22 protein-coding genes are annotated in these 26,907 nt (G+C 65.8%); 16 read left to right on the forward strand and 6 right to left on the reverse strand.

The features are described 5' to 3' along the window. Window positions 1-167 precede the first annotated feature (167 nt). The 16 genes from AC5RUU_RS07835 (at window position 168) to AC5RUU_RS07910 (ending at window position 18,583) form a co-directional block, all read left to right on the forward strand. Window positions 168-1,922 (forward strand): ABC transporter ATP-binding protein, encoded by a 1,755-nt coding sequence (locus tag AC5RUU_RS07835; RefSeq protein ID WP_493974908.1) that lies wholly within the window; start codon window positions 168-170, stop codon window positions 1,920-1,922. Between the two features lie 89 nt (window positions 1,923-2,011). Continuing rightward, on the forward strand, window positions 2,012-3,727 hold the full coding sequence (locus AC5RUU_RS07840; protein ID WP_493974909.1) for an ABC transporter ATP-binding protein: 1,716 nt from the start codon (window positions 2,012-2,014) through the stop codon (window positions 3,725-3,727). Continuing rightward, window positions 3,724-4,104: a GntR family transcriptional regulator gene (locus AC5RUU_RS07845; RefSeq protein ID WP_493974650.1), complete on the forward strand. Its 381-nt coding sequence runs from the start codon at window positions 3,724-3,726 to the stop codon at window positions 4,102-4,104. The genes AC5RUU_RS07840 and AC5RUU_RS07845 overlap by 4 nt, the downstream gene beginning before the upstream one ends. A 48-nt stretch (window positions 4,105-4,152) precedes the next feature. After that, entirely contained in the window at window positions 4,153-7,077 is a 2,925-nt protein-coding gene (gene uvrA / locus AC5RUU_RS07850; RefSeq protein ID WP_493974651.1) for an excinuclease ABC subunit UvrA, read from the forward strand. Window positions 7,078-7,146: 69 nt separating this feature from the next. Then, the gene (locus AC5RUU_RS07855; RefSeq protein ID WP_493974652.1) at window positions 7,147-7,863 is read left to right on the forward strand and encodes an HAD hydrolase-like protein; all 717 of its coding nucleotides are present in this window, start codon (window positions 7,147-7,149) and stop codon (window positions 7,861-7,863) included. Then, a complete protein-coding gene (locus tag AC5RUU_RS07860; RefSeq protein WP_493974653.1) occupies window positions 7,850-8,518 on the forward strand; it encodes a lysophospholipid acyltransferase family protein in 669 nt (222 codons plus the stop codon). The genes AC5RUU_RS07855 and AC5RUU_RS07860 overlap by 14 nt, the downstream gene beginning before the upstream one ends. Before the next feature lie 67 nt (window positions 8,519-8,585). Next, window positions 8,586-10,616 carry an excinuclease ABC subunit UvrC gene (gene uvrC, locus AC5RUU_RS07865; protein WP_493974654.1) on the forward strand — a complete coding sequence of 677 codons (2,031 nt, stop codon included), beginning with the start codon at window positions 8,586-8,588 and terminating at the stop codon, window positions 10,614-10,616. Between the two features lie 69 nt (window positions 10,617-10,685). Continuing rightward, on the forward strand, window positions 10,686-11,609 hold the full coding sequence (rapZ, locus tag AC5RUU_RS07870; RefSeq protein ID WP_493974655.1) for an RNase adapter RapZ: 924 nt from the start codon (window positions 10,686-10,688) through the stop codon (window positions 11,607-11,609). Then, window positions 11,609-12,628, forward strand: a complete 1,020-nt coding sequence (locus tag AC5RUU_RS07875) for a gluconeogenesis factor YvcK family protein (protein ID WP_493974656.1) — start codon at window positions 11,609-11,611, stop codon at window positions 12,626-12,628. Before rapZ ends, AC5RUU_RS07875 begins: the two co-directional genes overlap by 1 nt. Window positions 12,629-12,637: 9 nt before the next feature. Then, on the forward strand, window positions 12,638-13,618 hold the full coding sequence (whiA, locus tag AC5RUU_RS07880) for a DNA-binding protein WhiA (RefSeq protein ID WP_009357654.1): 981 nt from the start codon (window positions 12,638-12,640) through the stop codon (window positions 13,616-13,618). A 99-nt stretch (window positions 13,619-13,717) separates the two neighbouring features. Continuing rightward, a complete protein-coding gene (locus AC5RUU_RS07885) occupies window positions 13,718-14,344 on the forward strand; it encodes a superoxide dismutase (protein ID WP_009357655.1) in 627 nt (208 codons plus the stop codon). Between the two features lie 261 nt (window positions 14,345-14,605). Further along, a complete protein-coding gene (gap, locus tag AC5RUU_RS07890; RefSeq protein WP_459792717.1) occupies window positions 14,606-15,616 on the forward strand; it encodes a type I glyceraldehyde-3-phosphate dehydrogenase in 1,011 nt (336 codons plus the stop codon). A gap of 10 nt (window positions 15,617-15,626) precedes the next feature. Next, on the forward strand, window positions 15,627-16,853 hold the full coding sequence (locus AC5RUU_RS07895; RefSeq protein WP_493974657.1) for a phosphoglycerate kinase: 1,227 nt from the start codon (window positions 15,627-15,629) through the stop codon (window positions 16,851-16,853). A 90-nt stretch (window positions 16,854-16,943) separates the two neighbouring features. After that, window positions 16,944-17,759 (forward strand): triose-phosphate isomerase, encoded by an 816-nt coding sequence (gene tpiA / locus AC5RUU_RS07900; protein ID WP_493974658.1) that lies wholly within the window; start codon window positions 16,944-16,946, stop codon window positions 17,757-17,759. A 50-nt stretch (window positions 17,760-17,809) separates the two neighbouring features. After that, entirely contained in the window at window positions 17,810-18,064 is a 255-nt protein-coding gene (secG, locus tag AC5RUU_RS07905) for a preprotein translocase subunit SecG (RefSeq protein ID WP_009357659.1), read from the forward strand. A 123-nt stretch (window positions 18,065-18,187) separates the two neighbouring features. After that, a complete protein-coding gene (locus AC5RUU_RS07910) occupies window positions 18,188-18,583 on the forward strand; it encodes an RNA polymerase-binding protein RbpA (RefSeq protein WP_493974659.1) in 396 nt (131 codons plus the stop codon). On the opposite strand, the gene pgl is transcribed toward AC5RUU_RS07910, so the two are convergent. The 6 genes from pgl to tkt are packed head-to-tail and all read right to left on the reverse strand — an operon-like array spanning window position 18,536 to window position 26,760. Continuing rightward, window positions 18,536-19,354, reverse strand: a complete 819-nt coding sequence (gene pgl / locus AC5RUU_RS07915; protein ID WP_493974660.1) for a 6-phosphogluconolactonase — start codon at window positions 19,352-19,354, stop codon at window positions 18,536-18,538. The genes AC5RUU_RS07910 and pgl overlap by 48 nt on opposite strands. After that, entirely contained in the window at window positions 19,344-20,285 is a 942-nt protein-coding gene (locus AC5RUU_RS07920) for a glucose-6-phosphate dehydrogenase assembly protein OpcA (RefSeq protein WP_493974661.1), read from the reverse strand. The genes pgl and AC5RUU_RS07920 overlap by 11 nt, the downstream gene beginning before the upstream one ends. Beyond that, window positions 20,282-21,841, reverse strand: coding sequence for a glucose-6-phosphate dehydrogenase (gene zwf / locus AC5RUU_RS07925; RefSeq protein ID WP_493974662.1), 1,560 nt, complete (start codon window positions 21,839-21,841; stop codon window positions 20,282-20,284). Before zwf ends, AC5RUU_RS07920 begins: the two co-directional genes overlap by 4 nt. Window positions 21,842-21,856: 15 nt before the next feature. Continuing rightward, a complete protein-coding gene (locus AC5RUU_RS07930) occupies window positions 21,857-23,488 on the reverse strand; it encodes a glucose-6-phosphate isomerase (protein WP_493974663.1) in 1,632 nt (543 codons plus the stop codon). A 6-nt stretch (window positions 23,489-23,494) separates the two neighbouring features. Continuing rightward, the gene (gene tal / locus AC5RUU_RS07935) at window positions 23,495-24,610 is read right to left on the reverse strand and encodes a transaldolase (RefSeq protein WP_493974664.1); all 1,116 of its coding nucleotides are present in this window, start codon (window positions 24,608-24,610) and stop codon (window positions 23,495-23,497) included. A 32-nt stretch (window positions 24,611-24,642) separates the two neighbouring features. Continuing rightward, window positions 24,643-26,760, reverse strand: coding sequence for a transketolase (gene tkt, locus AC5RUU_RS07940; protein WP_493974910.1), 2,118 nt, complete (start codon window positions 26,758-26,760; stop codon window positions 24,643-24,645). Window positions 26,761-26,907: the final 147 nt, after the last annotated feature.

Raw genomic sequence — 26,907 nt, forward strand, 5'->3', positions numbered from 1 at the left:
GGAGGCTAATCCATTCATTGGACGATCTCTACGAGGCCGGTCATGTTGCTTGACAACAACAGTAAGTGACCTGGCTTACAATGACGGTTGTAGCTGGTTGGGGGAGAGGCTACCGCCCGCCCCGCAGGCTTCCTGACCCTACTGGAGGTGCTTTGCTGATCGGACTCATGGGGCGGCTTCTCAAGGGGCACAAGGCTTCCGTCGTCGCCGTCGTTCTCCTGCAGCTGGCCCAGGCCGCCGCGAACCTTCTGCTCCCTACCATCAACGCCGCCATCATCGATGACGGCATCGTGGCGGGTAATACGGATGTGATCTACCGGCTGGGGATCCTCATGGCCGGTACGGCCGTTGTCCAGGCGGGAGCGGCGATCGCCGCCGGGTACCTCGGCGCCGTCGTAGCCATGAAGCTCGGCCAGCAGCTCCGGGCGGAAATCTTTTGCAGGATCCAGTCGCTGTCCTCCCAGGAGGTGGGCCGGTTTGGACCCCAGAGCCTCACAACACGGGCGACGAACGACACCCAGCAGATCCAGGCATTCGCGCTCCTGGTGCTCACCATGCTGGTGGCCGGACCCGCGATGGGCCTGGGCGGCGTGATCCTTGCCCTGCAACAGGATGTAGGGCTGTCTGCGGTGATCATCGTCATCGTGCCGCTGCTCGTGCTGATCATGTCCGCCATCGTGCGGCGCCTGATCCCGCTCTACCGGCAGGGGCAGGACCTGCTGGACAATGCGGGCGGCATTTTGCGGGAGCAGATCATCGGGGCGAACGTCATCCGGGCTTTCGTGCGCCAGGAGCATGAAACGGGCCGCTTCGCGCGCGCAAACAGCAGCCTCACTGCCAACAACCTCCAGTCGGCACTGCTGGTGGCCGCCATGCTGCCACTGATCATGCTGGTGGTGAACCTGTCGTCAGTGGCAGTTGTGTGGTTTGGTGGCCAGCGCATCCAGGCCGGCCAGATGAACCTCGGTGCGCTCACGGCGTTCATCGCATACATCATGCAGATCCTGCTGGCCATCATGATGTCCATGTACGTCCTGATGACTGCACCACGCGCAGCAGTGTGCGCGGAGCGTATACGTGCAGTACTGGACACCGAGCCGTCGGTACAGGATCCCCCGGATCCATCAGCACACACGCTTCCCGCGGTTCCCACGGACCAGGGCGCCGCGCCCGTCAAGCCCGGAACCCTTGAGTTCAGGCACGTGGGGTTTTCCTATCCCGGAGCGGAAGCGCCCGTGCTTGCCGGCATCAGTTTCACGGCCATGCCAGGCACCACCACGGCGATCGTGGGGTCCACGGGCAGTGGAAAGTCCACACTCCTGAACCTGGTCCCGCGGTTCCTCGACTCCACCGAGGGCGAGATCAGGTTGGACGGCGCCAACATCAGGGACCTTCCCCTGGACGTGCTCCGCGGAGCCATGTCCATCGTGCCGCAGCGGTCACACCTGTTCTCCGGCACTATCGCCGAGAATCTCCGGATGGCGGCACCCTCGGCGTCGGATGAGGAACTGTGGGATGTCCTGGAAAAGGCGCAGACCATGCGCTTCATGCGGGACCTGCCGCTGGGCCTCGCGACCCCGGTCGGGCAGGGCGGAACCAAACTGTCCGGCGGGCAGCGGCAGCGGCTGTGCATAGCGCGCGCCCTCCTCCGCACATCGCCCCTGTTTCTCTTTGACGACAGCTTCTCTGCGCTGGATTACGACACGGACACCAGGCTGCGCCGAACCCTGGACGCAGAGCTCGCGGCAGCAACGGTCCTTGTTGTGGCCGAACGGGTCGCCACAGTTGAGGGTGCGGGATTGATCCTGGTGCTCGACGGCGGGCTCGTGGTTGCGCAGGGCACTCACCAGGAGCTGCTGGAGACCTCCTCCACGTACCGGGAGATCGCGGAATCGCAGCTGGCCCTGGACGGCCCCCGGTGACGTCGGCTGCCGGCTTCTGGGTACCCCCAGCGAAGTTCCGGCCCACTGCCTGGAGGCTCCTTGGCCTGCTACGGCCGTTCCGGTACCCCATGCTGGGCGCTGTCGCTGCCACCTGTGCCTTCGCCGGCTTGAACGTGGCGGCCCCGAAGTTACTGGGCGATGCCACCGACGTGGTGGTTGACGGGGTCTACGGCGGCAACACCGACCAGGAGCGCCTCGTCATCCTGCTGGCGGCAGTGGCGGTGATGTACGTCTTCGCATCGGTGTTCAACTGGATCCAGGGCGCCCTGACCGCGCGCTCCGTCCAGGGCCTGATGTACAACATGCGGGCTTCGATGGAGGACAAGCTGCACCGGCTGCCCGCCACCTATTTCAGGGATCGCTCGCGGGGCGACGTGCTCAGCAGGGCCACCAATGACATCGACAACATCGCCCAAGCCTTGAACCAGCTCCTGACGCAGCTGATCATGTCTGTCCTGATGCTCTGCGGCTCGCTGGCCTTGATGCTGTGGATCTCGCCCCTGCTGGCGGCCCTGGCACTTGCCACCGTGCCGCTTTCAACCTGCATCACCGTGCTCGTCGCCCGCCGGTCGCAGGCCCATTACGCCCGGCAGTGGAAGGAAACCGGTGAACTCAACGCGCAGGTGGAGGAATTCGTCACCGGCCACGAGGTCATCAAGGCCTTCGGACACCAGGCCCGGGCCGCCGACGCCTTCGCCGCCGGCAATGCGCGGCTGGCGCGGGCGGCCACCAAAGCCCAGTTTTCGGCGGGCGTCGTCCAGCCCCTCATGGTGCTGATGTCCAACCTGAACTACGTTGCCGTTGCCGTCATCGGGGCGCTTCAGGTCATGGCAGGAGCCATGACAATCGGCGGCATCCAGGCGTTCATCCAGTTCAGCCGGCTGTTCACCCAGCCGGTGGGGCAGATCGGCGGCCTGCTCAACGTCATGCAGTCCTGCGCGGCGTCCGCCGCCCGAGTCTTCGACCTTCTGGACGCAGAGGAGGAGGCAACGGCTGGGGATCACGAGGAGGGCGAGGCCGACGGAGTGATCGTGTTCGACGACGTGTCCTTCGGCTACCCGGGATCCCCGCCGGCCGTCCACAACCTTTCCTTCAGCGTGGAACCGGGGCAGACGGTCGCCATCGTTGGCCATACCGGCGCCGGAAAAACCACCGTGGTGAACCTGCTGATGCGCTTCTGCGACCCAAGTTCCGGCCGGATCACCATCGGTGGAACTGACATTGCAGCGATTTCCCGGGACCGGCTGCGTTTGCAGTTTGGCGTGGTGCTCCAGGATGCCTGGCTCTTTGCGGGCACCATCCGCGAGAACATCGCCTACGGCCTGCCGGGTGCTACCGAAGCTGGCATCCTTGAGGCGGCAGAGGCCGCCCACGTGGACCGTTTTGTCAGGTCGTTGCCGGGCGGGTACGACACCGTGCTGGAGAACGGCGGCGAACCGCTCAGCCAGGGCCAGCGCCAGTTGATCACCATAGCCCGGGCCCAGCTGGCCGGCCGCGCCGTCCTGATCCTGGACGAGGCAACCAGTTCCGTCGACTCCAGGACAGAACTGCTGATCCGGCAGGCCACGCAGAAGCTGCGCCACGGCCGCACCAGCTTCGTGATTGCCCACCGTTTGTCCACCGTCAGGAACGCTGATCTAATCTTGGTCATGGACCACGGACGCATCGCAGAGCAGGGCACACACCAGAGCCTCCTGGCGGCCAACAGCTACTACGCCCGGCTTTACTATGCGCAGTTCGCTGCCCGGCCAGGGCGGGCTGGAATCCTCGAGGCGGGCCGGTGAAAACCGCACCCGACTTTCCCGGGACCTGGAAGCCCAACACCGCAAGCACGGTGGCGCTCTATGAACAACTGAGGCTGCGGGTGATCCACCTGGCGGATAGTGGCGCGCTTCCTCCGGGCACCAGGCTCCCCGCGGTCAGGGCCCTGGCGGAGCGCCTGGATGTTGCGCCCCACACGGTGGCCCGGGCCTATAAAGAGCTGGAGGCGGCGGGGATCGTTGCCACGCGTGGCAGGAACGGGACCGTAGTATGCGCACGTGATGAACGTCTCAGCGGACTGTCCGCTGCAGCGGCCGCCTACGCGCAGGCCGCCAAATCGCAAGGCGCCACGTTCGCCGAGGCGGTGAAGCTGCTTGCGGCAGCCTACGACGCCCGCTGAGGGCCCGCCGCGTGGATGTTCGAAGAAGTTTTCGATTAGCATTATTGGGTGCCTAAAGCCGTAGCTGAAGAAACCGCCATCCATTCCACATCCGTTGCCGTGCCCTCCGCTGCCCTCGTGCAGCGCCCCGACCTTTCCCGCCTCGTGGTGAAGGGTGCCCGTGAGCACAACCTGCGCAACGTGGACCTGGACCTGCCGCGCGATGCGATGATCGTCTTCACCGGCCTCTCCGGCTCCGGCAAGTCGTCCCTGGCCTTCGACACCATCTTCGCCGAGGGGCAGCGCCGCTACGTCGAATCGCTCTCCGCCTACGCCCGCCAGTTCCTCGGTCAGGTGGACAAGCCCGACGTCGACTTCATCGAAGGCCTGTCGCCGGCAGTTTCCATCGACCAGAAATCCACCAGCAAGAACCCGCGCTCCACAGTGGGCACCATCACCGAAATCTACGACTACATGCGTCTTCTCTGGGCGCGTGTGGGCCGGCCGCACTGCCCGGTCTGTGGCGAGCCCGTTACCAGGCAGACACCCCAGCAGATCGTCGACCAGCTCCTTGAACTGGACGAGGGCACCCGCTTCCAGGTCCTCGCCCCCGTGGTGCGCGGACGTAAGGGCGAATTCGTGGACCTGTTCAAGGAACTCAGCGCCAAGGGCTACTCCCGGGCGCGGGTGGACGGTGACCTCGTCCAGTTGAGCGATCCGCCGAAGCTTGGCAAGCAGTTCAAGCACACCATCGAGGTGGTGGTGGACCGCCTGGTGGTCAAGGAAGGCATGAGCCAGCGGCTCACGGACTCCATCGAAACGGCCCTGGGACTCGCTGAGGGCCGCGTCCTGGCGGAATTCGTGGACCTTGAGGCTGGCGACCCTCGGCGGATCCGCGCATTCTCCGAGAACCTGGCCTGTCCCAACGAGCACCCCCTGGCCATCGACGAGATCGAGCCGCGGTCCTTCTCCTTCAACAACCCCTTTGGCGCATGTGCCGCGTGCAGCGGCATCGGAACCAAGCTCGAGGTGGACGAGGAACTCATCGTCCCCAATCCGGAACTCTCATTGTCCGAAGGGGCCATCGCCCCGTGGTCGCTGGGAACGGCCACCACGGAGTACTGGAACCGGCTCCTCGAGGGCCTTGCCAAGGAGCTTGGATTCTCCATGGACACTCCGTGGGAGAAGCTTGGCAAGGATGTCCGCCAGACGGTCCTGCACGGCAAGGACCACAAGGTGGTGGTGCAGTACCGGAACCGGTTCGGCCGGGAACGCAAATACAGCACCGGCTTCGAAGGTGCAATCCAGTATGTCCACCGCAAGCACGGCGAGACCGACTCCGACTGGGCCCGCGACCGCTACGAAGAGTACATGCGGCAGATTCCCTGTCCTGCCTGCAACGGTGCGCGCCTCAACCCCGCGTCCCTGTCGGTGCTCATCAACGGCAAGTCCATTGCCGACGTCGCGGCCCTTCCGATGCGCGACTGCGCGGAGTTCCTGAACAACCTCATCCTGACCGGCCGGGAAGCCCAGATCGCGCACCAGGTCCTCAAGGAGATCCAGGCGCGCCTGACGTTCCTCCTGGACGTCGGGCTGGAGTACCTGAACCTCGAACGCCCGTCTGCCACGCTTTCGGGGGGCGAGGCACAGCGCATCCGGCTGGCTACCCAGATCGGGTCCGGCCTGGTGGGTGTGCTGTACGTGCTGGACGAACCGTCCATCGGACTGCACCAGCGCGACAACCGGCGGCTGATCGATACCCTCACCAGGCTCCGGGACATGGGCAACACGCTCATCGTGGTGGAGCATGACGAGGACACCATCCACGTCGCCGACTGGATTGTGGACATCGGGCCCGGCGCGGGTGAACATGGCGGCCAAGTGGTTCACTCCGGCTCCTACAAGGAGCTCCTGGAGAACACTGCCTCCCTGACCGGCGACTACCTGTCCGGGCGCAAGAGCATCGCCGTGCCCAAGAAGCGCCGCAAGTACGACAAGAAACGCGAGCTCAAGGTCCTGGGCGCGCGCGAAAACAACCTCAACAATGTGGACGCGGCGTTCCCGCTGGGCCTCTTCACCGCGGTGACCGGCGTGAGCGGCTCCGGCAAGTCCACCCTGGTGAACGAAATCCTGTACAAGGTGCTGGCCAACAAGCTCAACGGTGCCAAGCAGGTAGCAGGCCGGCACAAGACGGTCCAGGGCCTTGAACACCTGGACAAGGTGGTCCACGTGGACCAGAGCCCCATCGGCCGCACTCCGCGCTCCAACCCGGCCACCTACACGGGTGTCTTCGACAACATCCGCAAACTCTTCGCCGAAACCACCGAGGCCAAGGTACGCGGCTACCTTCCCGGCCGGTTCTCGTTCAACGTCAAAGGCGGGCGCTGCGAAGCCTGCTCCGGTGACGGCACGTTGAAGATCGAGATGAACTTCCTGCCGGACGTCTACGTTCCCTGCGAGGTGTGCCACGGCGCCCGGTACAACCGGGAAACCCTGGAAGTGCACTACAAAGGCAAGACCATCGCCGAGGTCCTTAACATGCCCATCGAGGAGGCCGCCGAATTCTTCGCTGCGTTCTCACCCATCGCCCGCCACCTGAACACCCTGGTGGACGTGGGATTGGGCTACGTCCGGCTCGGCCAGCCGGCCACCACCCTCTCCGGCGGTGAGGCCCAGCGCGTCAAGCTGGCGGCGGAGCTGCAGAAGCGGTCCAACGGCCGGAGCGTGTACGTTTTGGACGAGCCCACCACGGGCCTGCACTTCGAGGACATCCGCAAACTGCTGATGGTCCTGCAGGGGCTGGTGGACAAGGGCAACACGGTAATCACCATCGAGCACAACCTGGATGTCATCAAGAGCGCGGACTGGATCGTTGACCTCGGTCCCGACGGCGGCTCTGGCGGCGGCCAGATCGTGGCCACGGGCACGCCGGAGCAGGTGGCCACGTCCACCACCAGCCACACGGCGGCGTTCCTGGCCGAAATCCTGGGTTAGGGCAGGAGAAGTATTCCGCTGCGGGAATGCGAGTTTCAGGCACTGCTGCTGTCGTGAGAAACTAACCCGGTGACTTCAACAACAGTGCCCGTGATCTTTGACCTGGACGGCACTCTTGTCGATCCGGCCGGTGGAATAACAGACGGAATCGCAGCGGCCCTCACCGCGGTGGGGCTTCCTGTTCCCGGCCAGGACCTGCTTGATTCAATGATCGGACCCAAGCTCAGCGATTCGCTGCTCAACGTGGCCCAGGTGCCCGCCCATCTTTTGGACGAGGTCATCCGGCGCTACCGCGAGTACTACGTTGCAACCGGCATTGCCCAAAGCCGGCTGTACCCGGGCATCCGCGAACTCCTGGAATCCTTTGTGGCGGCAGGAAAACCAGTGGCCGTCGCAACCCAGAAACCGCAGCAGCTCGCTGAGACGGTCCTGGCGCATCACGGGATCGAGGGACTTTTCCAGAGCGTCCGGGGCTCGGCAGATGACGAAACTGCCGTGGAGGGCGTACCGCTGGGGAAAACGGAGATCATCGCCGCCGCCCTCAAGGACCTGGAAACCCGGCATGCGCTCATGGTGGGGGACCGGGCCCAGGACGTCTCGGGAGCCATCGCCAACGGGCTCGACTGCATTGGCGTGGCCTGGGGGTTCGCACCCGACGGGGAACTGGAGGACGCCGGGTCCGTGGCCGTCGTTAACACCGCCGAAGAACTGGCGAAGGTCATCGACCGGCTCCAGGCCATCCATGCTGCCGCCATGAGCGAGGTGACCAACGATGGAAATGTTTGAGGCTGTCCGCTGGACCACGCGGAGCCTGATTGCCGGCACCTGCCGGCCCACCGTCGTCGGCATTGAGAACGTTCCCACCGATGGGCCGTTCATAGTGGCACCCAACCACCTGTCCTTCTTCGACAGCGTCATCGTGCAGGCCCTGATGCCCCGCCCTGTCGCCTTCTTCGCCAAGGCCGAGTACTTCACTACCGGCGGAGTCAAAGGAAAGGTCATGAAGGCCTTCTTCGAGTCCGTCGGTTCCATTCCCGTGGAGCGCGGCGAGCAGGCCGCCAGCGTCCAGGCGCTTAAGACACTCCTGGACATCCTGGAATCCGGCCGCGGGATCGGTATCTACCCCGAGGGCACGCGTTCCCGGGACGGGATCCTTTACCGCGGGCGCACCGGGGTAGGCTGGCTCGCACTGACCACCGGCGCTCCCGTCATCCCCGTCGGCCTGATCGGCACCGAAAACCTGCAGCGCGCCGGCGAGAAAGGCGTGAAGCCCCAGCACTTCACAATGCGGGTGGGGGAACCGCTGTACTTCGACAAGACCGGCCCGGACCACTCACTGCCGGCCCGGCGCGAGGTGACAGACCGAATCATGGACGCCATCGCGGCACTCAGCGGCCAGGAGCGGTCCACCAGCTACAACCAGAGCAAAATCGTAGACTAGCCGGCAAAGCAGGGTGGGTAATACCCGGCGGGCAAAGCCACCGGGTGCGGCTCAGTAGAATGGATAAGTGGCAAATCCAGCAAGTTACCGGCCCAGGACGGGTGAAATCCCCACCAACCCGGGAGTTTACCGGTTCCGCGACCCCCACGGCCGGGTCATTTACGTGGGCAAGGCCAAAAGCCTGCGCTCCCGCCTGAACTCCTACTTCGCCAACCCGGCCGGGCTCTTGCCCAAGACCTACGCCATGGTCCATGCCGCCAGCAGCGTGGAGTGGACCGTTGTGGGCAGCGAACTCGAGTCGCTGCAGCTGGAATACACCTGGATCAAGGAATTCAAGCCCCGGTTCAACGTGGTGTTCCGGGACGACAAGACGTACCCCTACCTGGCCGTGACCATGGGCGAGAAGTATCCGCGGGTCCAGGTGATGCGCGGCGACAAGAAGAAGGGCACGCGTTACTTCGGCCCCTACACTGCCGGTGCCATCAGGGAAACCATGGACACCCTGCTCCGGGTGTTTCCGGTCCGCAGCTGCAGCGCAGGCGTATTCAAGCGGGCCGAAGCCACTGGCCGTCCCTGCCTTTTGGGCTACATCGACAAATGCTCAGCCCCGTGCGTGGGCCGCATCTCGCCTGAGGACCACCGGGCCCTGGCCGACGACTTCTGCGCCTTCATGGGCGGTGAGGCCAAACGCTTCATCGCCAAGCTGGAAAAGCAGATGGCTGACGCCGTCGCCGAGCTGGACTACGAGCATGCCGCCAGGATCAGGGATGACATCACCGCGCTCAGGAAGGTCTTCGAGCGCAATGCCGTGGTGCTCGCGGAAGACACGGATGCGGACATCTTCGCCCTCCACGAAGACGAACTCGAAGCTGCCGTGCAGGTGTTCCATGTCCGTGGCGGCCGGATCCGCGGCCAGCGCGGCTGGGTTGTGGAAAAGGTCGAGGACTTCACTACCCCGGACCTCGTGGAGCACCTCCTGCAGCAGGTCTATGGCGGCGACGGCGACAGCCACGGCAGGCTGCCCCGCGAGGTGCTGGTGCCCGTGGAGCCCAGTAATGCGGGGGAACTGGCGCAGTGGCTCGGCGGCATCCGGGGCGCCAAGGTGGATATCCGCGTACCCCAGCGCGGCGACAAAGCTGCGCTGATGTCCACCGTGCGTGAAAACGCCGAGCACGCGTTGAAGCTCCACAAGACCCGCCGGGCGGGGGACCTCACCGTCCGGTCCCAGGCGCTCCAGGAACTGCAGGAAGCGCTGGACCTGCCGGTGCCGCTGCTGCGCATCGAATGCTTCGACGTCTCGCACGTCCAGGGCACCAACGTCGTGGCCTCCATGGTGGTGGTTGAGGACGGGCTCCCGAAGAAGTCCGACTATCGGAAGTTCTCCGTCACCGGACCGGCAGCCGCCGACGATACCGCCGCCATGCACGACGTTTTGACCCGCCGGTTCCGCCACTACCTGCAGGATAAGTCGGCCCAGGTCGATGAGTCGGCGCTGGGCCCGGCCCCGGCGGACGCCGGACAACACGGACCGGGACAACAGGACGCGGCTACGGACATCGGCGTGCCGGACACCACCACGCCGGCGCCGCGCTCCAGGTTCGCCTACCCGCCCAACCTCGTGGTGGTCGACGGCGGCAAGCCGCAGGTCAACGCCGCCGCCAGGGCCCTCGCGGACCTTGGCATCGACGATGTGTACGTGGTGGGCCTGGCCAAGCGGCTCGAAGAGGTGTGGCTTCCTGACAGCGACTTCCCGGTCATCCTTCCCCGGACTTCGCAGGGCCTGTACCTGTTGCAGCGCATCCGCGACGAGGCCCACCGCTTCGCCATCTCATTCCACCGGCAAAAGCGCGGCAAGGCGATGACCGTGTCCGCTTTGGACGGAGTCCCGGGGCTGGGCGCTTCCAAGCGCAAGGCCCTGCTGGCCCACTTTGGGTCCGTCAAGGGTGTCAAGGCCGCCTCGGCCGAGGAACTTTCCCAGGCGAAAGGCATCGGCCCGGCGCTGGCCGGCGCCATCGTCAACCACTTCTCCGCCGAGGGCCCGGCCGCAGCAACAGTGCCCGCCATCAACATGGCCACCGGCGAAATTATTGAATCTTAGCTAGGGTAAGGGGCGGGGTTGCGCCGCAGTGCGGCCCCGTGTGACGACAACAGAAACGGGGCGGACTTAATGGCAGAGACGACGGCGGAATCCGGAGCAGGGCAGGACGGGATGCAGCCCGTCAAGCCGCTCGAAGCGGAGCTGCTGGTGGTCACCGGGATGTCCGGAGCAGGCCGGAGCACCGCCGCCGACGCGCTTGAGGACCACGGCTGGTACGTCGTGGAAAACCTGCCCCCGCAGATGCTCGGGACGCTGGCCGAACTGGTCTCGCACGCCCCGCAGTCGATTCCGCGCCTGGCCGTAGTGATCGATGTCCGCAGCAAGGGCCTCTTCGCGGACATCCGCGCAGCCCTCGGCGCCCTGGCCGCCAGCGGCGTCACGTTCCGCGTCCTGTTCCTGGATGCGAGCGACAACGTCCTGGTCCGCCGCTTCGAACAGGGACGCCGGCCGCACCCGCTGCAGGGCGGGGGCCGCATCCTGGACGGAATTGCCGCCGAACGCGAGCTGCTGCAGGAACTGCGCGATAGCTCCGACGTCGTTCTTGATACGTCCGGCTACAACGTCCACGGGCTGGCCACCGCCATCACGGAGCTCTTCAGCGAAACCGGGCCGGTGGCCCTGCGGCTGAACGTCATGAGCTTCGGCTTCAAGTACGGCCTGCCCGTCGATTCGAACTACGTGGCCGACGTCCGGTTCATCCCAAACCCGCACTGGGTTCCGCAGCTGCGCCCGCACACGGGGCTGGACAAGGACGTCAGCGACTACGTGCTGGAGGCGGAAGGCGTCAAGAACTTCGTGGACCGCTACGTCATGGCCCTGGAGCCCGTCCTCGACGGCTACCGCCGCGAAAACAAGCATTACGCCACCATCGCCGTGGGCTGCACGGGCGGGAAGCACCGCTCGGTCGCGGTCGCCGTCGAACTTTCGAAGAAGCTGGCGCAGTTCCCCCGGGTCACGGTGACCACCACGCACCGGGATCTGGGCCGCGAATAATGGCGCTGTTCACCGGTGCGCTGCCGCTGGTTCCGCCTGCGTCCGGAACCGCAGCCAGCCAGCAGGACAAGGGGCCGAACGTTGTGGCGCTCGGCGGCGGGCACGGGCTGTCCGCTTCCCTGTCTGCGCTGCGCCTGCTCACATCCGAGCTCACCGCCGTCGTGACGGTGGCGGACGACGGTGGCTCCTCCGGACGCCTCCGGGAGGAGTACGGTGTCCTTCCACCCGGGGATTTGCGGATGGCGCTGTCCGCGCTCTGCGACGACACAGACTGGGGGAGGACCTGGCGCGACGTCATGCAGCACCGCTTCCGCCCCAGCAGGGGACCCGGCGGTTCCCTTGACGAGCACGCCATGGGGAACCTGCTGATCGTCACGCTCTGGGAGCTGTTGGGTGACGCCGTTGCCGGCCTCAAATGGGCCGGCGCGCTGCTGGGTGCCCGCGGCCAGGTGCTGCCCATGTCGACAACGCCCCTGACCATCGAAGGCTCCGTCCGGGTCACGGCACCGGACGGCGCATCGGTCCTGCAGACCATCTACGGCCAGGCCCGCTGCGCGGTGGCCGGCTCGCTGGAACATGTCCGGCTCCTGCCCGAGGCGGCGCCGGCCTGCACTGAAGCGCTCACGGCCATCGAACTTGCGGACTGGGTCATCCTCGGCCCCGGTTCCTGGTACACCTCAGTCCTGCCGCACCTGCTGCTGCCTGAAATGCGCATGGCGCTGTGCAACACTCCCGCCAAGCGCTGCCTCACGATGAACCTCGCCACGGACACCAAGGAGACCTCCGGCATGACGGCTGCCGACCATCTCCACGTGCTGCGGCGCTACGCCCCGGAGTTCACCGTGGACGTCGTCCTGGCCGATCCCGCGTCGGTCCCGGACCGGCAGGAGTTCGAGCGGGCCGCCGCAATGATCGGGGCCGGGGTTGTCTTGGGTAAAGTAGGGGCGTCGGGACGCCGGCCCGTCCATGATCCCCTGCGTCTTGCGACGGCGTACCAGGACATTTTTGGGAACAGTTAGGAAGGTGCCATGGCACTGACAGCATCGGTCAAGGAAGAACTGTCCCGTCTGGACATCAAAAAGTCATCGGTGCGCAAGGCTGAAGTCTCCGCGATGCTCCGCTTCGCGGGCGGGCTGCACATTATCTCCGGCCGGATCGTCATCGAGGCCGAGGTGGACCTCGCCTCAACAGCACGCCGCCTGCGGGCAGCGATCGCCGAGGTCTACGGGCACCAAAGCGAAATCATCGTGGTTTCCGCCGGGGGACTGCGCCGCGCCAGCCGCTACGTGGTCCGGGTGGTCCGCGACGGCGAGGCGCTGGCCCGGCAAACCGGCCTCCTGGACGGCCGCGGGCGTCCCGTGCGGGGGCTGCCGTCCGCCGTCGTCAACGGTTCCGCCGCGGATGCGGAAGCCGTGTGGCGGGGCGCGTTCCTGGCTCACGGCTCGCTGACCGAGCCCGGCCGCTCCTCGTCCCTGGAGGTTACGTGCCCCGGCCCGGAATCGGCACTGGCCCTCGTGGGCGCCGCCCGCCGGCTGGACATTCAGGCCAAGGCGCGGGAAGTCCGCGGGGTGGACCGCGTGGTTATCCGCGATGGCGATACGATCGCTGCCCTCCTCACCCGCATGGGCGCCCACGATGCGCTGATGGTCTGGGAGGAGCGGCGCATGCGCAAGGAGGTCCGCGCTACCGCCAACCGTCTGGCAAACTTCGACGACGCCAACCTGCGCCGTTCGGCCCAGGCGGCGGTGGCAGCCGGCGCCCGTGTGGAGCGAGCCCTCGAGATCCTGGGCGATGACGTTCCCGAGCACCTGAAGTACGCCGGTGAGCTGCGGGTGGCCCACAAACAGGCCAGCCTGGACGAACTGGGCCGCCTGGCCGACCCCGTCATGACCAAGGACGCGATCGCCGGACGCATCCGCCGCCTCCTGGCCATGGCGGACAAACGCGCCGCTGACCTCGGCATTCCCGGTACGGACGCCAATGTGACGCCGGAAATGCTGGACGAGTGACCGACCCATAGAATCAAAAAGATTCCGGGCGCCAGCCGCCCGGATGCACAATCCGAGAGTTACCAACCGGACCGAGCGTCCACGATATTGGAGGATTTTGTGACCGAGTACGTATTGCCGGAACTCAGCTACGATTACGCCGCCCTTGAACCGCACATCTCGGCGCGGATCATGGAGCTGCACCACAGCAAGCACCACGCCGCCTACGTTGCCGGCGCCAACAACGCCCTGGCACAGCTGGCCGAGGCCCGCGAAAAGGGCGACTTCGCCAACATCAACCGGCTCTCCAAGGACCTCGCGTTCCACACCGGCGGGCACATCAACCACTCCGTGTTCTGGAACAACCTGTCCCCGGACGGAGGCGACAAGCCCGAGGGTGAACTGGCTGCCGCCATTGACGACGCCTTCGGCTCCTTCGACGCCTTCCGCGCCCAGTTCTCCGCAGCCGCACTCGGCCTGCAGGGATCGGGCTGGGGCTTCCTGGCCTACGAACCCATCGGCGGCAACCTGGTCATCGAACAGCTCTACGACCAGCAGGGCAACACTGCGCTGGGCACCACCCCGCTGCTGATGCTGGACATGTGGGAGCACGCCTTCTACCTGGACTACGTCAACGTCAAGGCCGACTACGTCAAGGCGTTCTGGAACATCGTTAACTGGGCCGACGTCGCCAAGCGCTTCGAGGCAGCACGCACCAACGCCACGGGACTCATCACCCTCCCGTAGTGACCCGCGCTACACGCGCTTGTTACAAACTTCACATTCGGACTTAAATCGGCCGCGATGTGGACCGTCCGCCCCCGCACTTGCGGGGGCGGACCCAGTTAAACGTAAGATAGGTCACGGAAGGCGGTTAGCCTTCAGCAATGAGGCTGGTCGCCCTCCGTATGTAAATCATCTCTGCCCAATGGCGTGCGGGATCTGTTAGTTGGCTTGAACGCCCGCTCAACTAGTAGTGCTTCTAAAAGCACCAAGGAGACTGAAAAAGTGACGACCCGTATTGGTATTAACGGCTTTGGCCGCATCGGCCGCAACTACTTCCGCGCAGCACTGGCACAAGGCGCGGACCTCGAGATCGTAGCCGTCAACGACCTCACCAGCCCCGAGGCCCTGGCGCACCTGTTCAAGTACGATTCCGTGGGCGGCCGCCTGAAGGAAACCATCGAGGTCAAGGACGGCAACATCGTCGTCAACGGCAACGTCGTCAAGGTCCTGGCAGAGCGCGATCCCGCCAAGCTTCCGTGGGGCGAGCTGGGCGTGGACATCGTCATCGAGTCCACCGGCTTCTTCACCAAGGCCGCCGACGCGCAGAAGCACATCGACGCCGGCGCCAAGAAGGTCCTGATTTCCGCTCCCGCCTCGGACGAGGACATCACCATCGTGATGGGTGTCAACCACAACCTGTACGACAACGCCACCCACAACATCATTTCCAACGCTTCCTGCACCACCAACTGCCTGGGCCCGCTGGCCAAGGTGGTCAACGACGAGTTCGGCATCGAGCGCGGACTCATGACCACCGTCCACGCCTACACCGCCGACCAGAACCTGCAGGACGGCCCGCACAAGGACCTCCGCCGTGCCCGCGCCGCGGCCGTCAACATGGTGCCCACCTCCACCGGTGCTGCCAAGGCCATCGGCCTGGTCCTGCCTGAGCTGAAGGGCAAGCTGGACGGCTATGCCATCCGCGTTCCCGTGCCCACCGGTTCCGCCACCGACCTCACCGTCACGGTGTCCCGCGAGACCACCGTTGAGGAAGTCAACGCCGCCCTCAAGCGCGCTGCCGAGTCCGAGGAACTGCAGGGCTTCCTGACCTACACGGAGGAGCCCATCGTGTCCTCCGACATCGTCGGGGACCCCGCCTCGTCCATCTTTGACGCCGGACTGACCAAGGTCATCGGCAACCAGGTCAAGGTTGTTTCCTGGTATGACAACGAATGGGGCTACTCGAACCGCCTCGTCGACCTTACGGAGCTTGTCGCGTCCAAGCTGGGCTAGGGTTAGACACATGACATCACACACCCTCAACGAACTTCTCGCTGAAGGTGTCCGCGGGCGGTACATTCTGGTTCGTAGTGACCTGAATGTGCCGCTCGACGGCTCTACAGTCACTGACGACGGCCGCATCAAGGCCTCACTTCCAGTGCTGTCAAAGCTCACGGACGCCGGTGCCCGCGTGCTGGTAACAGCCCACCTTGGACGCCCCAAGGGCGCCCCCGAGGAAAAGTACTCCCTCCGCCCCGCAGTCGACCGGTTGGCTGAACTTGCCGGCTTCAAGGTCACCCTGGCCGGGGACACCGTTGGCAGCTCTGCCAAGGAAGCCGCGGCGTCGCTGCAGGACGGCGAAGCCCTGGTCCTGGAGAACGTGCGGTTCGACGCCCGCGAGACCAGCAAGGACGACGCCCAGCGCGGCGCCTTCGCTGACGAGCTGGTGGCGCTGACGGGTGACAACGGCGCTTACGTGGACGACGCTTTCGGCGCCGTGCACCGCAAGCACGCCAGTGTTTACGACGTCGCCACCCGGCTTCCGTCCTACCTGGGCGACCTGGTGCACACCGAGGTGGAGGTCCTGCGCAAGCTCACGGCTGATACCCAGCGGCCCTACGTCGTGGTGCTCGGCGGATCCAAGGTGTCGGACAAGCTGGCGGTCATCGACAACCTGATCGGCAAGGCTGACACCATCCTGGTGGGCGGCGGGATGCTGTTCACCTTCCTCGCAGCGGCAGGCCACAAGGTGGCTTCCAGCCTGCTTGAGGAGGACCAGATTCCCGTGGTCCAGGACTACCTGAAGCGCGCCTCGGACGCCGGTACCGAATTCGTGGTGCCCACCGACGTCGTGGTGGCGGAGAAGTTCGCGGCTGACGCTGCGCACCAGACCGTTTCCGCCGACTCCATCGAGGACAGCAGCTTCGGAGCCCAGGGCATCGGCCTGGACATCGGCCCGGACTCTGCCGCTGCCTTCGCCGGCCGGATTAAGGGAGCCAGGACGGTCTTCTGGAACGGCCCGATGGGGGTCTTCGAATTCAAAGCGTTCTCCGCCGGAACCCGCGCCATTGCCCAGGCCCTCACCGAAACCGAAGCCTTCACCGTGGTGGGCGGCGGCGATTCCGCGGCTGCCGTACGTACCCTTGGTTTCGCAGATGACCAGTTCGGCCACATCTCAACCGGCGGCGGCGCCAGCCTGGAGTACCTCGAAGGCAAGGAACTTCCCGGCCTCAGCGTCCTGGACCGCTAGGCAGTACCCCACCTTCCAGTCCTCAGGCCGGCAGGTTGCCCGCGCGGCAGCCTGCCGGCCGATCACTTATCAAGACTTTTTGGAGATTACGTGACTTCGTCAACGAACGGCGCTTTCGACCGCAAGCCCTTCATCGCGGGCAACTGGAAAATGAACATGGACCACGTGCAGGGCATCACCCTCCTGCAGAAGCTGGCCTGGACCCTTTCGGATGCCAAGCACGACTACAGCCGCGTCGAGGTAGCTGTCTTCCCGCCGTTCACGGACCTCCGGGGTGTCCAGACGCTCGTCCAGGGTGACGACCTGGACATCGCCTACGGCGGCCAGGACCTGTCCCAGTTCGATTCCGGTGCCTACACCGGGGACATCTCCGGCCAGTTCCTCAACAAGCTGGGATGCAAGTACGTGCTGGTGGGCCACAGCGAACGGCGCACCATCCACAACGAGTCCGACCACGTGCTCAACGCCAAGGTCAAGGCCGCTTTCAAGCATGGCGTCACGCCCGTCCTCTGCGTCGGGGAGGGGCTGGAGGTCCGCCAGGCCGGCACGCACGTGAACCACACGGTGGAACAGCTTCGCGCCGACGTGGCCGGGCTGACCAACGAGCAGGCAGCAGAGCTCGTGGTTGCCTATGAGCCGGTCTGGGCCATTGGCACCGGTGAGGTTGCCGGACCGGAGGACGCACAGGAGATGTGCGCCGCCATCCGCGCCGAGCTCGGGTCGCTGTTCGATGCCGACGTCGCTGCCAAGACCCGCCTGCTCTACGGGGGATCGGTTAAGGCGAACAATGCGGCCGCCATCCTGAAGGAGCGCGACGTCGACGGCCTGCTGGTGGGTGGCGCAAGCCTCGATCCTGCCGAGTTTGCTAATATTGTCAGGTTCGAGAGTCACCTGGTGACGGACTAATCCGTCCCGCAGCGCACACTCCCGCAATCCCAACCTCCTGAAAGGCCGTCGTGGACGTTCTTCATGTCATCCTGCAGATCCTCCTGGGCATCACCAGCCTCCTGCTGACGCTGCTCATCCTTCTCCATAAGGGACGGGGCGGCGGTCTGTCAGACATGTTCGGCGGCGGAATGAGTTCCGGCCTGAGCTCCTCCGGCGTGGCCGAGCGGAACCTGAACAGGTTCACCGTGATCCTCGGCGTCACCTGGGGCATCGTCATCATCGCCCTGGGCCTGATCATGCGGTTCAGCGGCGGCGACTCCTGATTCTCCCGGCTGAGGCGCACCGGCGGGTACTCCCGCCCGGAGGATCTGCCTACTAAACTGTGGCTGTCGGTTCCCGACAGCCACAGTTTTGTTTAAGCCAGGCATTTCGAGGCAGGAGTTCCGGTGGTCCATCCAGCATCAGGCTTCCGTGGTACCCGTGCAGGAGTAACAGCGGGATCAGGTTCCAGCCTCCAGTCCAGCGAGGACCACGGCGCCCCCCTGCCGCGGATCAAGGTGTCCTACTGGTGCGCCAAAGGCCACGAAACGCAGCCCGTGTTCCTCAAGCTGCCGGAGGACCAGATACCGGTGGTGTGGGACTGCCGGCGGTGCGGCGCACCCGCCACCAGGGACGGCAACGACGCGGCGTCGGCCGATGCCCTGGACGATGGCTACAAGAGCCATCTTGAGTACGTTAAAGAAAGACGCTCCGGCCAGGACGCCGAAGACGTCCTGGCCGGAGCGCTGGAAAAGCTACGCGCCCGCGGCGTCCTTTCGGACGAGCTGCTGCGGGACACGTGACGCGGCGTTCTCGTCGATAAGCCAGAGGGTGCGGGACGTTCCCCGCGGCCCGGCGGCGGGTACCTGCACGGGGTTGGCTCCGGCGAGGGCCAGGCCAACCGCACCTGCCTTATCCTCACCTGCAACCACCATCCAGACCTCGGCGGCCGTGTTGATGGCCGGCAGGGTGAGTGACACGCGCAGGGGCGGGGGTTTGGGGGAGTTCCGGACTCCCACTACCGTCCGTTCCTTTTCCCGGATACCTGCCTGCTCGGGGAAGAGCGAAGCCACATGGGCGTCAGGCCCCACGCCGAGCAGCACCACATCCAGCCGGGGCAGTGCCGCGGGGTATTCGGGCCGGTCATCGGACATATCAGCCGCATGTTCGGCTGCCGCGGCCTCCCGCAGCCGCCGCGCATAGTCCTCGGCAGCCTCCTCGGGTGTCCCAAAGTCATCGGAGGAACCAGGCTGGTGGACGCGCTGCGGGTCAACCGGAATATGCGAGAGCAGGGCGTCAAACGCCTGTTTCGTGTTGCGGTCGGAATCTGCGGAGCCGACGAAACGTTCGTCGCCCCACCAGAAGTTCACCCTGGACCAGTCGACGGCGGGCGCCGCAGGAGAGTCAGCAACAGCCTTCAGCGTGCCGATGCCCACCGTGCCCCCGGTGAGCACCACGGTGGCCTCACCGTATTTGTCCTGTACATCCACGAGCTTGGTGATCAGCCGGGCCGCAATGGCCGCCATCAGGACGGACGAATCAGGATGGACGCTTACTCTGGGCTCAACGCTCACTGGGACGGACGCTCCTTAGGTTGGTTCGTGGCAGTCCAATAGTAATCACTTCACCGAACACTTCGTCGGGGTCGAGGCGGCGGAGTTCTTCGGCGAGGCAGTCGCGGAGGCTGCGGCGTGGGAGGGAGATGCGTTGGGCTGGCTGGCCTGGTTGGGTGAGCTCGGCGACGGAGAGTCCGGGGCGGAAGAGTTGGACATCGCCGCCGGGGCGGCTGAGGCGCACCCGGCGGATTCCGGTGCCTGCGGGGTCCGCGACGATGGTCACGGGTGCGTCCAGGGACAGGGTGAGCCAGGCCGCGAGCAGGATGGTGGAGGGTGAGTCCGAGGCGCCTTCGACCGCGACGGCGGTGACCGGGGAGGTGTCCACCTCGTCCAGGGCTGCGGCGAGTTGGATCCGCCAGTTGGTCAGCCGGGTCCAGGCGAGGTCGGTGTCGCCGGCTTTGTAGGTGGCGCGGATGTTCTCCAGCGCGGCCTGGGGGTCGGGTTCGTTCGCCGAATCAGTGATCCGGCGGTGCGCGATCCTGCCGATCGAGGTTTCGCAGGCGTTTTCGGGTGCCCCGTGCGGCCACCAGGCCACGATCGGGGCGTCGGGGAGCAGCAGCGCCGCGACCAGGGACTCGGACTCATGGGCGAGCTGGCCGTAGCCGCGCAGCACGATCACCTCCGAGGCGCCGGCGTCCCCGCCCACCCGGATCTGGGCGTCCAGCCGGTCCGGATGCTCCTTCCCGGCGTCGGCCAGGACGATGATCCGGCAGGGGTGTTCCCGGCTGGCCTCGTTCGCGGCCTCGATCGCTTCTTCCTCGAGCCCGGACGTGGTGACCACCACCAGGGTCAGGACCCGGCCGAGGGCGATCACGCCGCCCTGCTCGCGCAGGGCCATGATCTTCTTGGACACGTTCGAGGTGGTGGTATCGGGCAGGTCTACGATCATGGCCTTCTCCAGGTTCGTCCGTCACGGGCCAGCAACTCATCCGCGGACGCGGGGCCCCAGCTGCCGGGGGCGTAGGGTTCGGGCTGCTCATCCAAGGTGGCCCAGTAGTCCTCGAACGGGTCAAGGATCTTCCAGGACAGCTCCACTTCCTCATGCCGGGGGAACAGCGGCGGCTCGCCCAGGAGCACGTCCAGGATCAACCGCTCATACGCCTCCGGGGAGGATTCGGTGAACGAGTGCCCGTACCCGAAGTCCATCGTCACGTCCCGGACTTCCATCTGCGTGCCCGGGACCTTGGACCCGAACCGGATCGTGGCGCCCTCATCGGGCTGGACCCGGATCACCACCGCGTTCTGCCCGAAATCATCATCACTGTGGTCACGGAACAACAGGTTCGGGGCACGCTTGAACACCACCGCGATCTCCGTCACCCGCCGGCCCAAACGCTTCCCGGCCCGCAGATAAAACGGCACACCGGCCCAGCGCCGGGTATGGATATCCACCCGGATCGCGGCGAACGTCTCCGTCGTGGAATCGGCCGGGATGCCCTCTTCCTCCAGGTAGCCCTGGACCTGTTCGCCGCCCTGCCAGCCGCCGGTGAACTGCCCGCGCGCCGAATGCGTGGACAGGTCCTCGGGGAGCTTGACCGCGGCGAGGACCTTTTCCTTCTCCGCCCGCAAATCATCGGCGTTGAAGGAGATGGGCTCCTCCATCGCCGTCAGTGCCAGCAGCTGCAGCAGGTGGTTCTGGATCACGTCGCGGGCCGCGCCCACGCCGTCGTAATACCCGGCCCGGCCGCCGGTGCCGATGTCCTCGGCCATCGTGATCTGGACATGGTCCACGTAGTTCGCGTTCCACAACGGCTCGAACAACTGGTTCGCGAACCGCAACGCCAGGATGTTCTGGACCGTCTCTTTGCCCAGGTAATGGTCGATCCGGAACACCGCGTCCGCCGGGAACACCGACTCCACAATGTCGTTCAGCTTCCGGGCCGACTCCAGGTCATGCCCGAACGGCTTCTCGATCACCACCCGCCGCCACTTATCCCCGTCAGCCTGCGCCAGCCCATGCCTGGACAGCTGCCGGCACACCTGCTCGAACGCCTTGGGCGGGATCGAGAGGTAGAACGCGTGGTTCCCCCGGGTGCCGCGGACATCATCGAGTTCCTTGACCGTGTCGCCAAGCCGCTCAAACGCCGCGTCGTCGTCGAACTCGCCCTGCACAAAACGGATGCCCTCGGCCAGCTGGTTCCACACCGCCTCATCAAACGGTGTCCGCGCATACGACTGCACCGAGGACTTCACCTGAGCGGCGAAATCCTCATCACTCCACGCCCGGCGCCCAAAACCCACCAACGCGAAACTCGGCGGCAACAACCCCCGATTCGCCAGGTCATACACCGCCGGCATCAACTTCTTCCGCGCCAAGTCACCAGTAACCCCAAAGAGCACCAACGACGACGGACCGGCAATCCGGTTCAAACGGCGATCCCGCGGATCCCGAAGCGGATTCCGCCCCCGGCCCGCGGCCTTCCTGCCGTATTCAGTTTCTGGCATAGTGCTTTTGCGCCTTTAGCTTTCGGTTGCGGATGCGCGGGCGGAGACCGCTGCGATGATGTCTTGCAGCTGCGCCACACCGGCGGCACGGTTGGTCAGGTGCAGGCGGAGGACGGGGCGGCCGTGTCCTTCCAGGACCTGGGCATCGCCCGCGGCCTGCGCGGCGATCAGCTCGCCGAACGTGAAGGGCCGGTCCGGGATGGGCAGGTCTTCCGCGGGGGAAGCCGTCACCTGAAGGAACACGCCGATCGCGGGGCCCCCCTTGTGGAACTGCCCGGTGGAGTGCAGGAAGCGCGGTCCCCAGCCGAAGGTAACGGGCCGCCCGGTGGCGGCTGCCAGCTCGTCGCGGATGCCTTCCAGCCCGGCGAACGCCAGCCGGTCGAAGTAGGCCTGGACGCTGAGGTAGCTGTCCGAGGACAGCGTGCCCAGCAGGGCCTTCACGGCACCTTCGGCGGTGGTTGCGCCACCAAGCCAATCGCCGCCGCGGACCTCGATGGCGCCGTCGACAAACGCCGCAGGCGTGGGTTCGGGCTGTGCGTCCAGCAGGCCGCGTGCAGCTACCTTGGCTGCCTCCACGTCCGGCTGGTCGAAGGGATTGATGCCCAGCAGGCGGCCGGCGACGGCCGTGGCGAACTCCCACACCATCATCTGCGTGGCCAGGCCGCCGGCGATGGCCACCTGGTTCTCATCGAGTTCGACGTCGGCGTCCGCGTTCACGAGGCGCACCACCAGCACGTCCGGCGCACCGTAGCTGACCTCGGGGGAGGCAGGGCCTGCAACAACCGGCAGGACACCCGTGCCCAGCTTGCCCGTCGATTCTGCGATGAGCTGCTCCGCCCAGTCGGCGAAACCTACAATGCCGGATCCGTCCTCGGCAATCACGATCTTGTTGCGCAGCGGCGTGGTGCCGCCCAGCGCGGCCCCGAGGGCCAGCCCGATGTTCTCCGGTGCGTCCTCATTGAGGATTTCCGCAGCCTCTTCGGCTTCATCGAGGAAGGCCTGGATGTCCACGCCGGCGAGGCCCGAAGGCACCAGGCCGAAAGCGGTCAGCGCCGAGAAGCGGCCGCCCACGTTGGGGTCGGCGTTGAACACCGCACGGTAGCCGGCCTCACGGGAGGCCTTGTCCAGCGGGGAACCCGGATCCGTGACAATGATGATCCGGCTCGCGGCGTCGATGCCGGCGTCGTTGAACGCCTTCTCGAACACGCGGCGCTGGGAATCCGTTTCAACGGTGGAGCCTGACTTGGACGAGACCACAATCGCGGTCTCGCCCAGCCGGTCCGCCAGGGCAGCACGGACCTGGTCCGGGTCCGTGCTGTCCAGCACTGTCAGCTCGACGCCGGCGGTACCGGCAATGACCTCGGGTGCCAGCGAGGACCCACCCATACCGCAAAGCACGATACGGGTCACACCCTCGGCCCGAAGGGCGTCACGGAGTTCCAGGATGTCCTTCACCAGGGGCTGGGAGACGGTGGCCGCCTCCACCCACCCAAGCCGGATCGCCGACTCGGCCTCGGCATCCGCGCCCCACAGGGTATGGTCCCTGGCGAAAATCCTGGTGGCAATCCGATCCTCCACCAGGGCGGGAATGTGCTGCTCGAGGGCCTGCTGTGCTGCGCCGGTGGCGTCGTAGCTGAGAGTGCTCATGTGGGACTAGGAAGCCTTCCGTGCTGAGGCGAGGGCACCTTCGACGTCGGCCAGGAGTTCCTTCCAGCTGGCCACGAACTTGTCCAGGCCCTCGGATTCCAGGATTGCGACGACGTCGTTGTAGGAGACGCCGAGGTTCTCCAGGGCATCGAGGGTGGCATTGGCCTCGGCGTAGGTGCCGCTGATGGTGTTCCCGGTGACCACGCCGTGGTCGAAGGTGGCGTCCAGGGTCTTTTCGGGCATGGTGTTGACCACGCCGGGAGCGACGAGTTCGGTGACGTAGAGAGTGTCCGGGTAGGCCGGGTCCTTCACGCCGGTGGAGGCCCAGAGCGGCCGCTGCGGGCGGGCGCCGGACTCGGCCAGCAGGGCCCAGCGTTCCGTGGCGAAGAGCTCTTCGTAGACCTGGTAGGCCAGGCGGGCGTTGGCGACGCCGGCCTTGCCCTTGAGGGCGAGGGCTTCGTCGGTGCCGATGGCGGTCAGGCGCTTGTCGATCTCGGTGTCCACGCGGGAGACGAAGAAGGAAGCCACGGAGTGGATCTTGGAGAGGTCGTGGCGGTTCTCCTTGGCCTGTTCCAGGCCTGACTGGAAGGCGTTGATGACGGCGCGGTAGCGCTCCAGGGAGAAGATCAGGGTCACGTTGACGCTGATGCCCTCGGCCAGGGTGGCGGTGATCGCCTCGAGGCCCTCGAGGGTTGCCGGGATCTTGATCAGGACGTTGTCCTTGTTGACCCTCTTGAACAGGTGCTTGGCCTCGGCGATGGTGCCGGCGGTGTCCCAGGCCAGGCGGGGGTCCACCTCGATGGAGACGCGGCCGTCAACGCCGTTGGTGGCTGCTGCCACGGGGGCGAAGAGGTCGCAGGCGTCGGCGACGTCGGTGGTGGTGATTTCGAAGATGGTGTCTTCGATGCTCGCGCCGGCGGCAGCCTGCTTGGCGATGGTCGCGTCGTAGTCGGTGCCGGAGGTGATAGCGGCGTGGAAGATGGACGGGTTGGTGGTCACGCCAACCACGTTCTTTTCTTCGATGAGCTTGGCGAGGGTGCCCGTGTCCAGGCGTCCGCGGGAAAGATCATCGAGCCAGATGGAAACCCCGGCGTCGGAAAGCTGCTGTGTGGGAGTAGTCATGATGGTGTATCTCCTCAAAAGTTTCGGGTTGTTTAGGCCTGGAGGCCGGCGAGGGAGTCCTTGGCTGCGGCGGCGACTGCCTCCGCGGTGATGCCGAACTCCTGGAAGAGGCGCTTGTAATCGGCGGAAGCGCCGTAGTGTTCGAGGCTGACGGAGCGGCCGGCGTCGCCGACGAATTCCTTCCAGCCCAGGGCCAGTCCTGCTTCGACGGAGACACGGGCTTTCACGGCGGCGGGCAGGACGGATTCGCGGTAGGCGGCATCCTGCTTGTTGAACCACTCAACGCAGGGCATGGACACAACGCGGGTGGCAATGCCTTCTCCCTGCAGGCTTTCGCGGGCCTGCACGGCCAGCTGGACCTCGGAGCCGGTGGCGATCAGGATGACGTCGGCCGGGACGGTGGCGCCGTCCTTGGACGCCTCAGCCAGGACGTATCCGCCCTTGGCCACACCGGCGGTGGAGCCGAAGGTGTCACCGGATGCAACGCCCTCGCCACGTTCCCAGGTGGGGATGTTCTGGCGGGTGAGGACGATGCCGGCCGGGTTCGCGTGGTTTTCCAGCATGGTCTTCCACGCGGCCGCCACTTCATTCGCGTCACCGGGGCGCACGACGTCCAGGCCCACGATGGCGCGCAAGGTTGCGAGCTGTTCCACCGGCTGATGGGTGGGGCCGTCCTCGCCCAGGCCGATGGAGTCGTGGGTCCAGACGTACAGGGACGGGACCCCCATCAGGGCGCCGAGGCGGATGGCAGGACGCTGGTAGTCGCTGAAGATCAGGAACGTGCCGGAGAATGCCCGGGTGCGGCCGTGCAGGCTGATGCCGTTCACGATCGAGGCTGCGGCGTGCTCGCGGATTCCGAAGTGCAGGACCCGGCCGTACGGGTTGCCCTTCCAGGCATCCGTCTGCTTGGACGCGGGGACGAACGAGGGTGAACCTTCGATGGTGGTGTTGTTCGACTCCGCGAGGTCGGCGGAGCCGCCCCACAGTTCGGGCAGGACCGGGCCGAGGGCGTTCAGGACCTTGCCGGACGCGGCACGGGTGGAAACGTCCTTGCCGGCGGGGAAGACCGGCAGGGCAGCATCCACACCCTCGGGAAGTTCCCTGGCCTCGATCCGCTGCAACAGGGCGGCGGCCTCGGCGTTTGCGGCCTGCCAGGCATTGAAGGACTCTTCCCATTCCTTGCGTGCGGCGGCGCCGCGGTCCACGACCGAGCGGGCGTGGGCCAGGACTTCCTCGTCAATCTCGAAGGACTTGGCCGGATCGAAGCCCAGCACCGTCTTCAGCGCAGCGACTTCCTCGGCCCCGAGCGCAGAGCCGTGGATCTTGCCGGTGTTCTGCTTCTTCGGGGCCGGGTAACCGATGATGGTGCGCAGCGAGACGATGGACGGCTTGGACGTCTCGGCCTTGGCGGCGAGCAGCGCGGAGTACAGCTCCTGGACGTCTTCCTTGTATTCGCCGGTCTTGGTCCAGTCAACCCGCTGGACGTGCCAGCCGTAGGCCTGGTAGCGCTTCAGGACGTCCTCGGTGAACGCGATATCGGTGTCGTCCTCGATGGAGATGTGGTTCTCGTCATACAGGACAACGAGGTTGCCAAGTTCCTGATGGCCGGCCAGGGAGGATGCTTCGGCCGTAACACCTTCCTGCAGGTCGCCGTCGGAGGCGATGACCCAGATGGTGTGGTCGAACGGGCTGGTGCCAGGGGCGGCATCGGCGTCGAACAGGCCGCGCTGGCGGCGCTGCGAATAGGCGAAGCCAACCGAGGAAGCCAGGCCCTGACCCAGCGGACCCGTAGTGATCTCGACGCCCGCGGTGTGCTTGTATTCCGGATGGCCCGGGGTCAGTGAACCCCAGGTCCGCAGCGCCTGCAGGTCCTTCAACTCCAGGCCGTAGCCGGAGAGGAACAGCTGGATGTAGATCGTCAGCGACGTGTGGCCGGGGGACAGGACGAACCGGTCACGGCCGATCCAGTCCGGATCCCGCGGATCATGGCGCATCAGCTTCTGGAACAGCAGGTACGCGGCCGGAGCCAGGCTCATTGCAGTGCCCGGGTGGCCATTGCCAACCTTCTCCACCGCATCCGCTGCCAGCACACGGATGGTATCCACCGCGCGCTGGTCCAGGTCGGTCCAAGACAGTTCTTGCTCTTCCAAATGTGGCACGAAAACCGGGCCCCTCTCTGTGCTGATGGCAGGCGGCACACCGGATCCGGTTAAAGGCACGCTGTGTGGCGCCCGCTGCGGTGTGTACCAGCCGTTCACCATCGAAACGTTGATCTATCACTCAGCCACTGGCCAGTC

The organism is Arthrobacter sp. K4-10C, assembly GCF_059090085.1.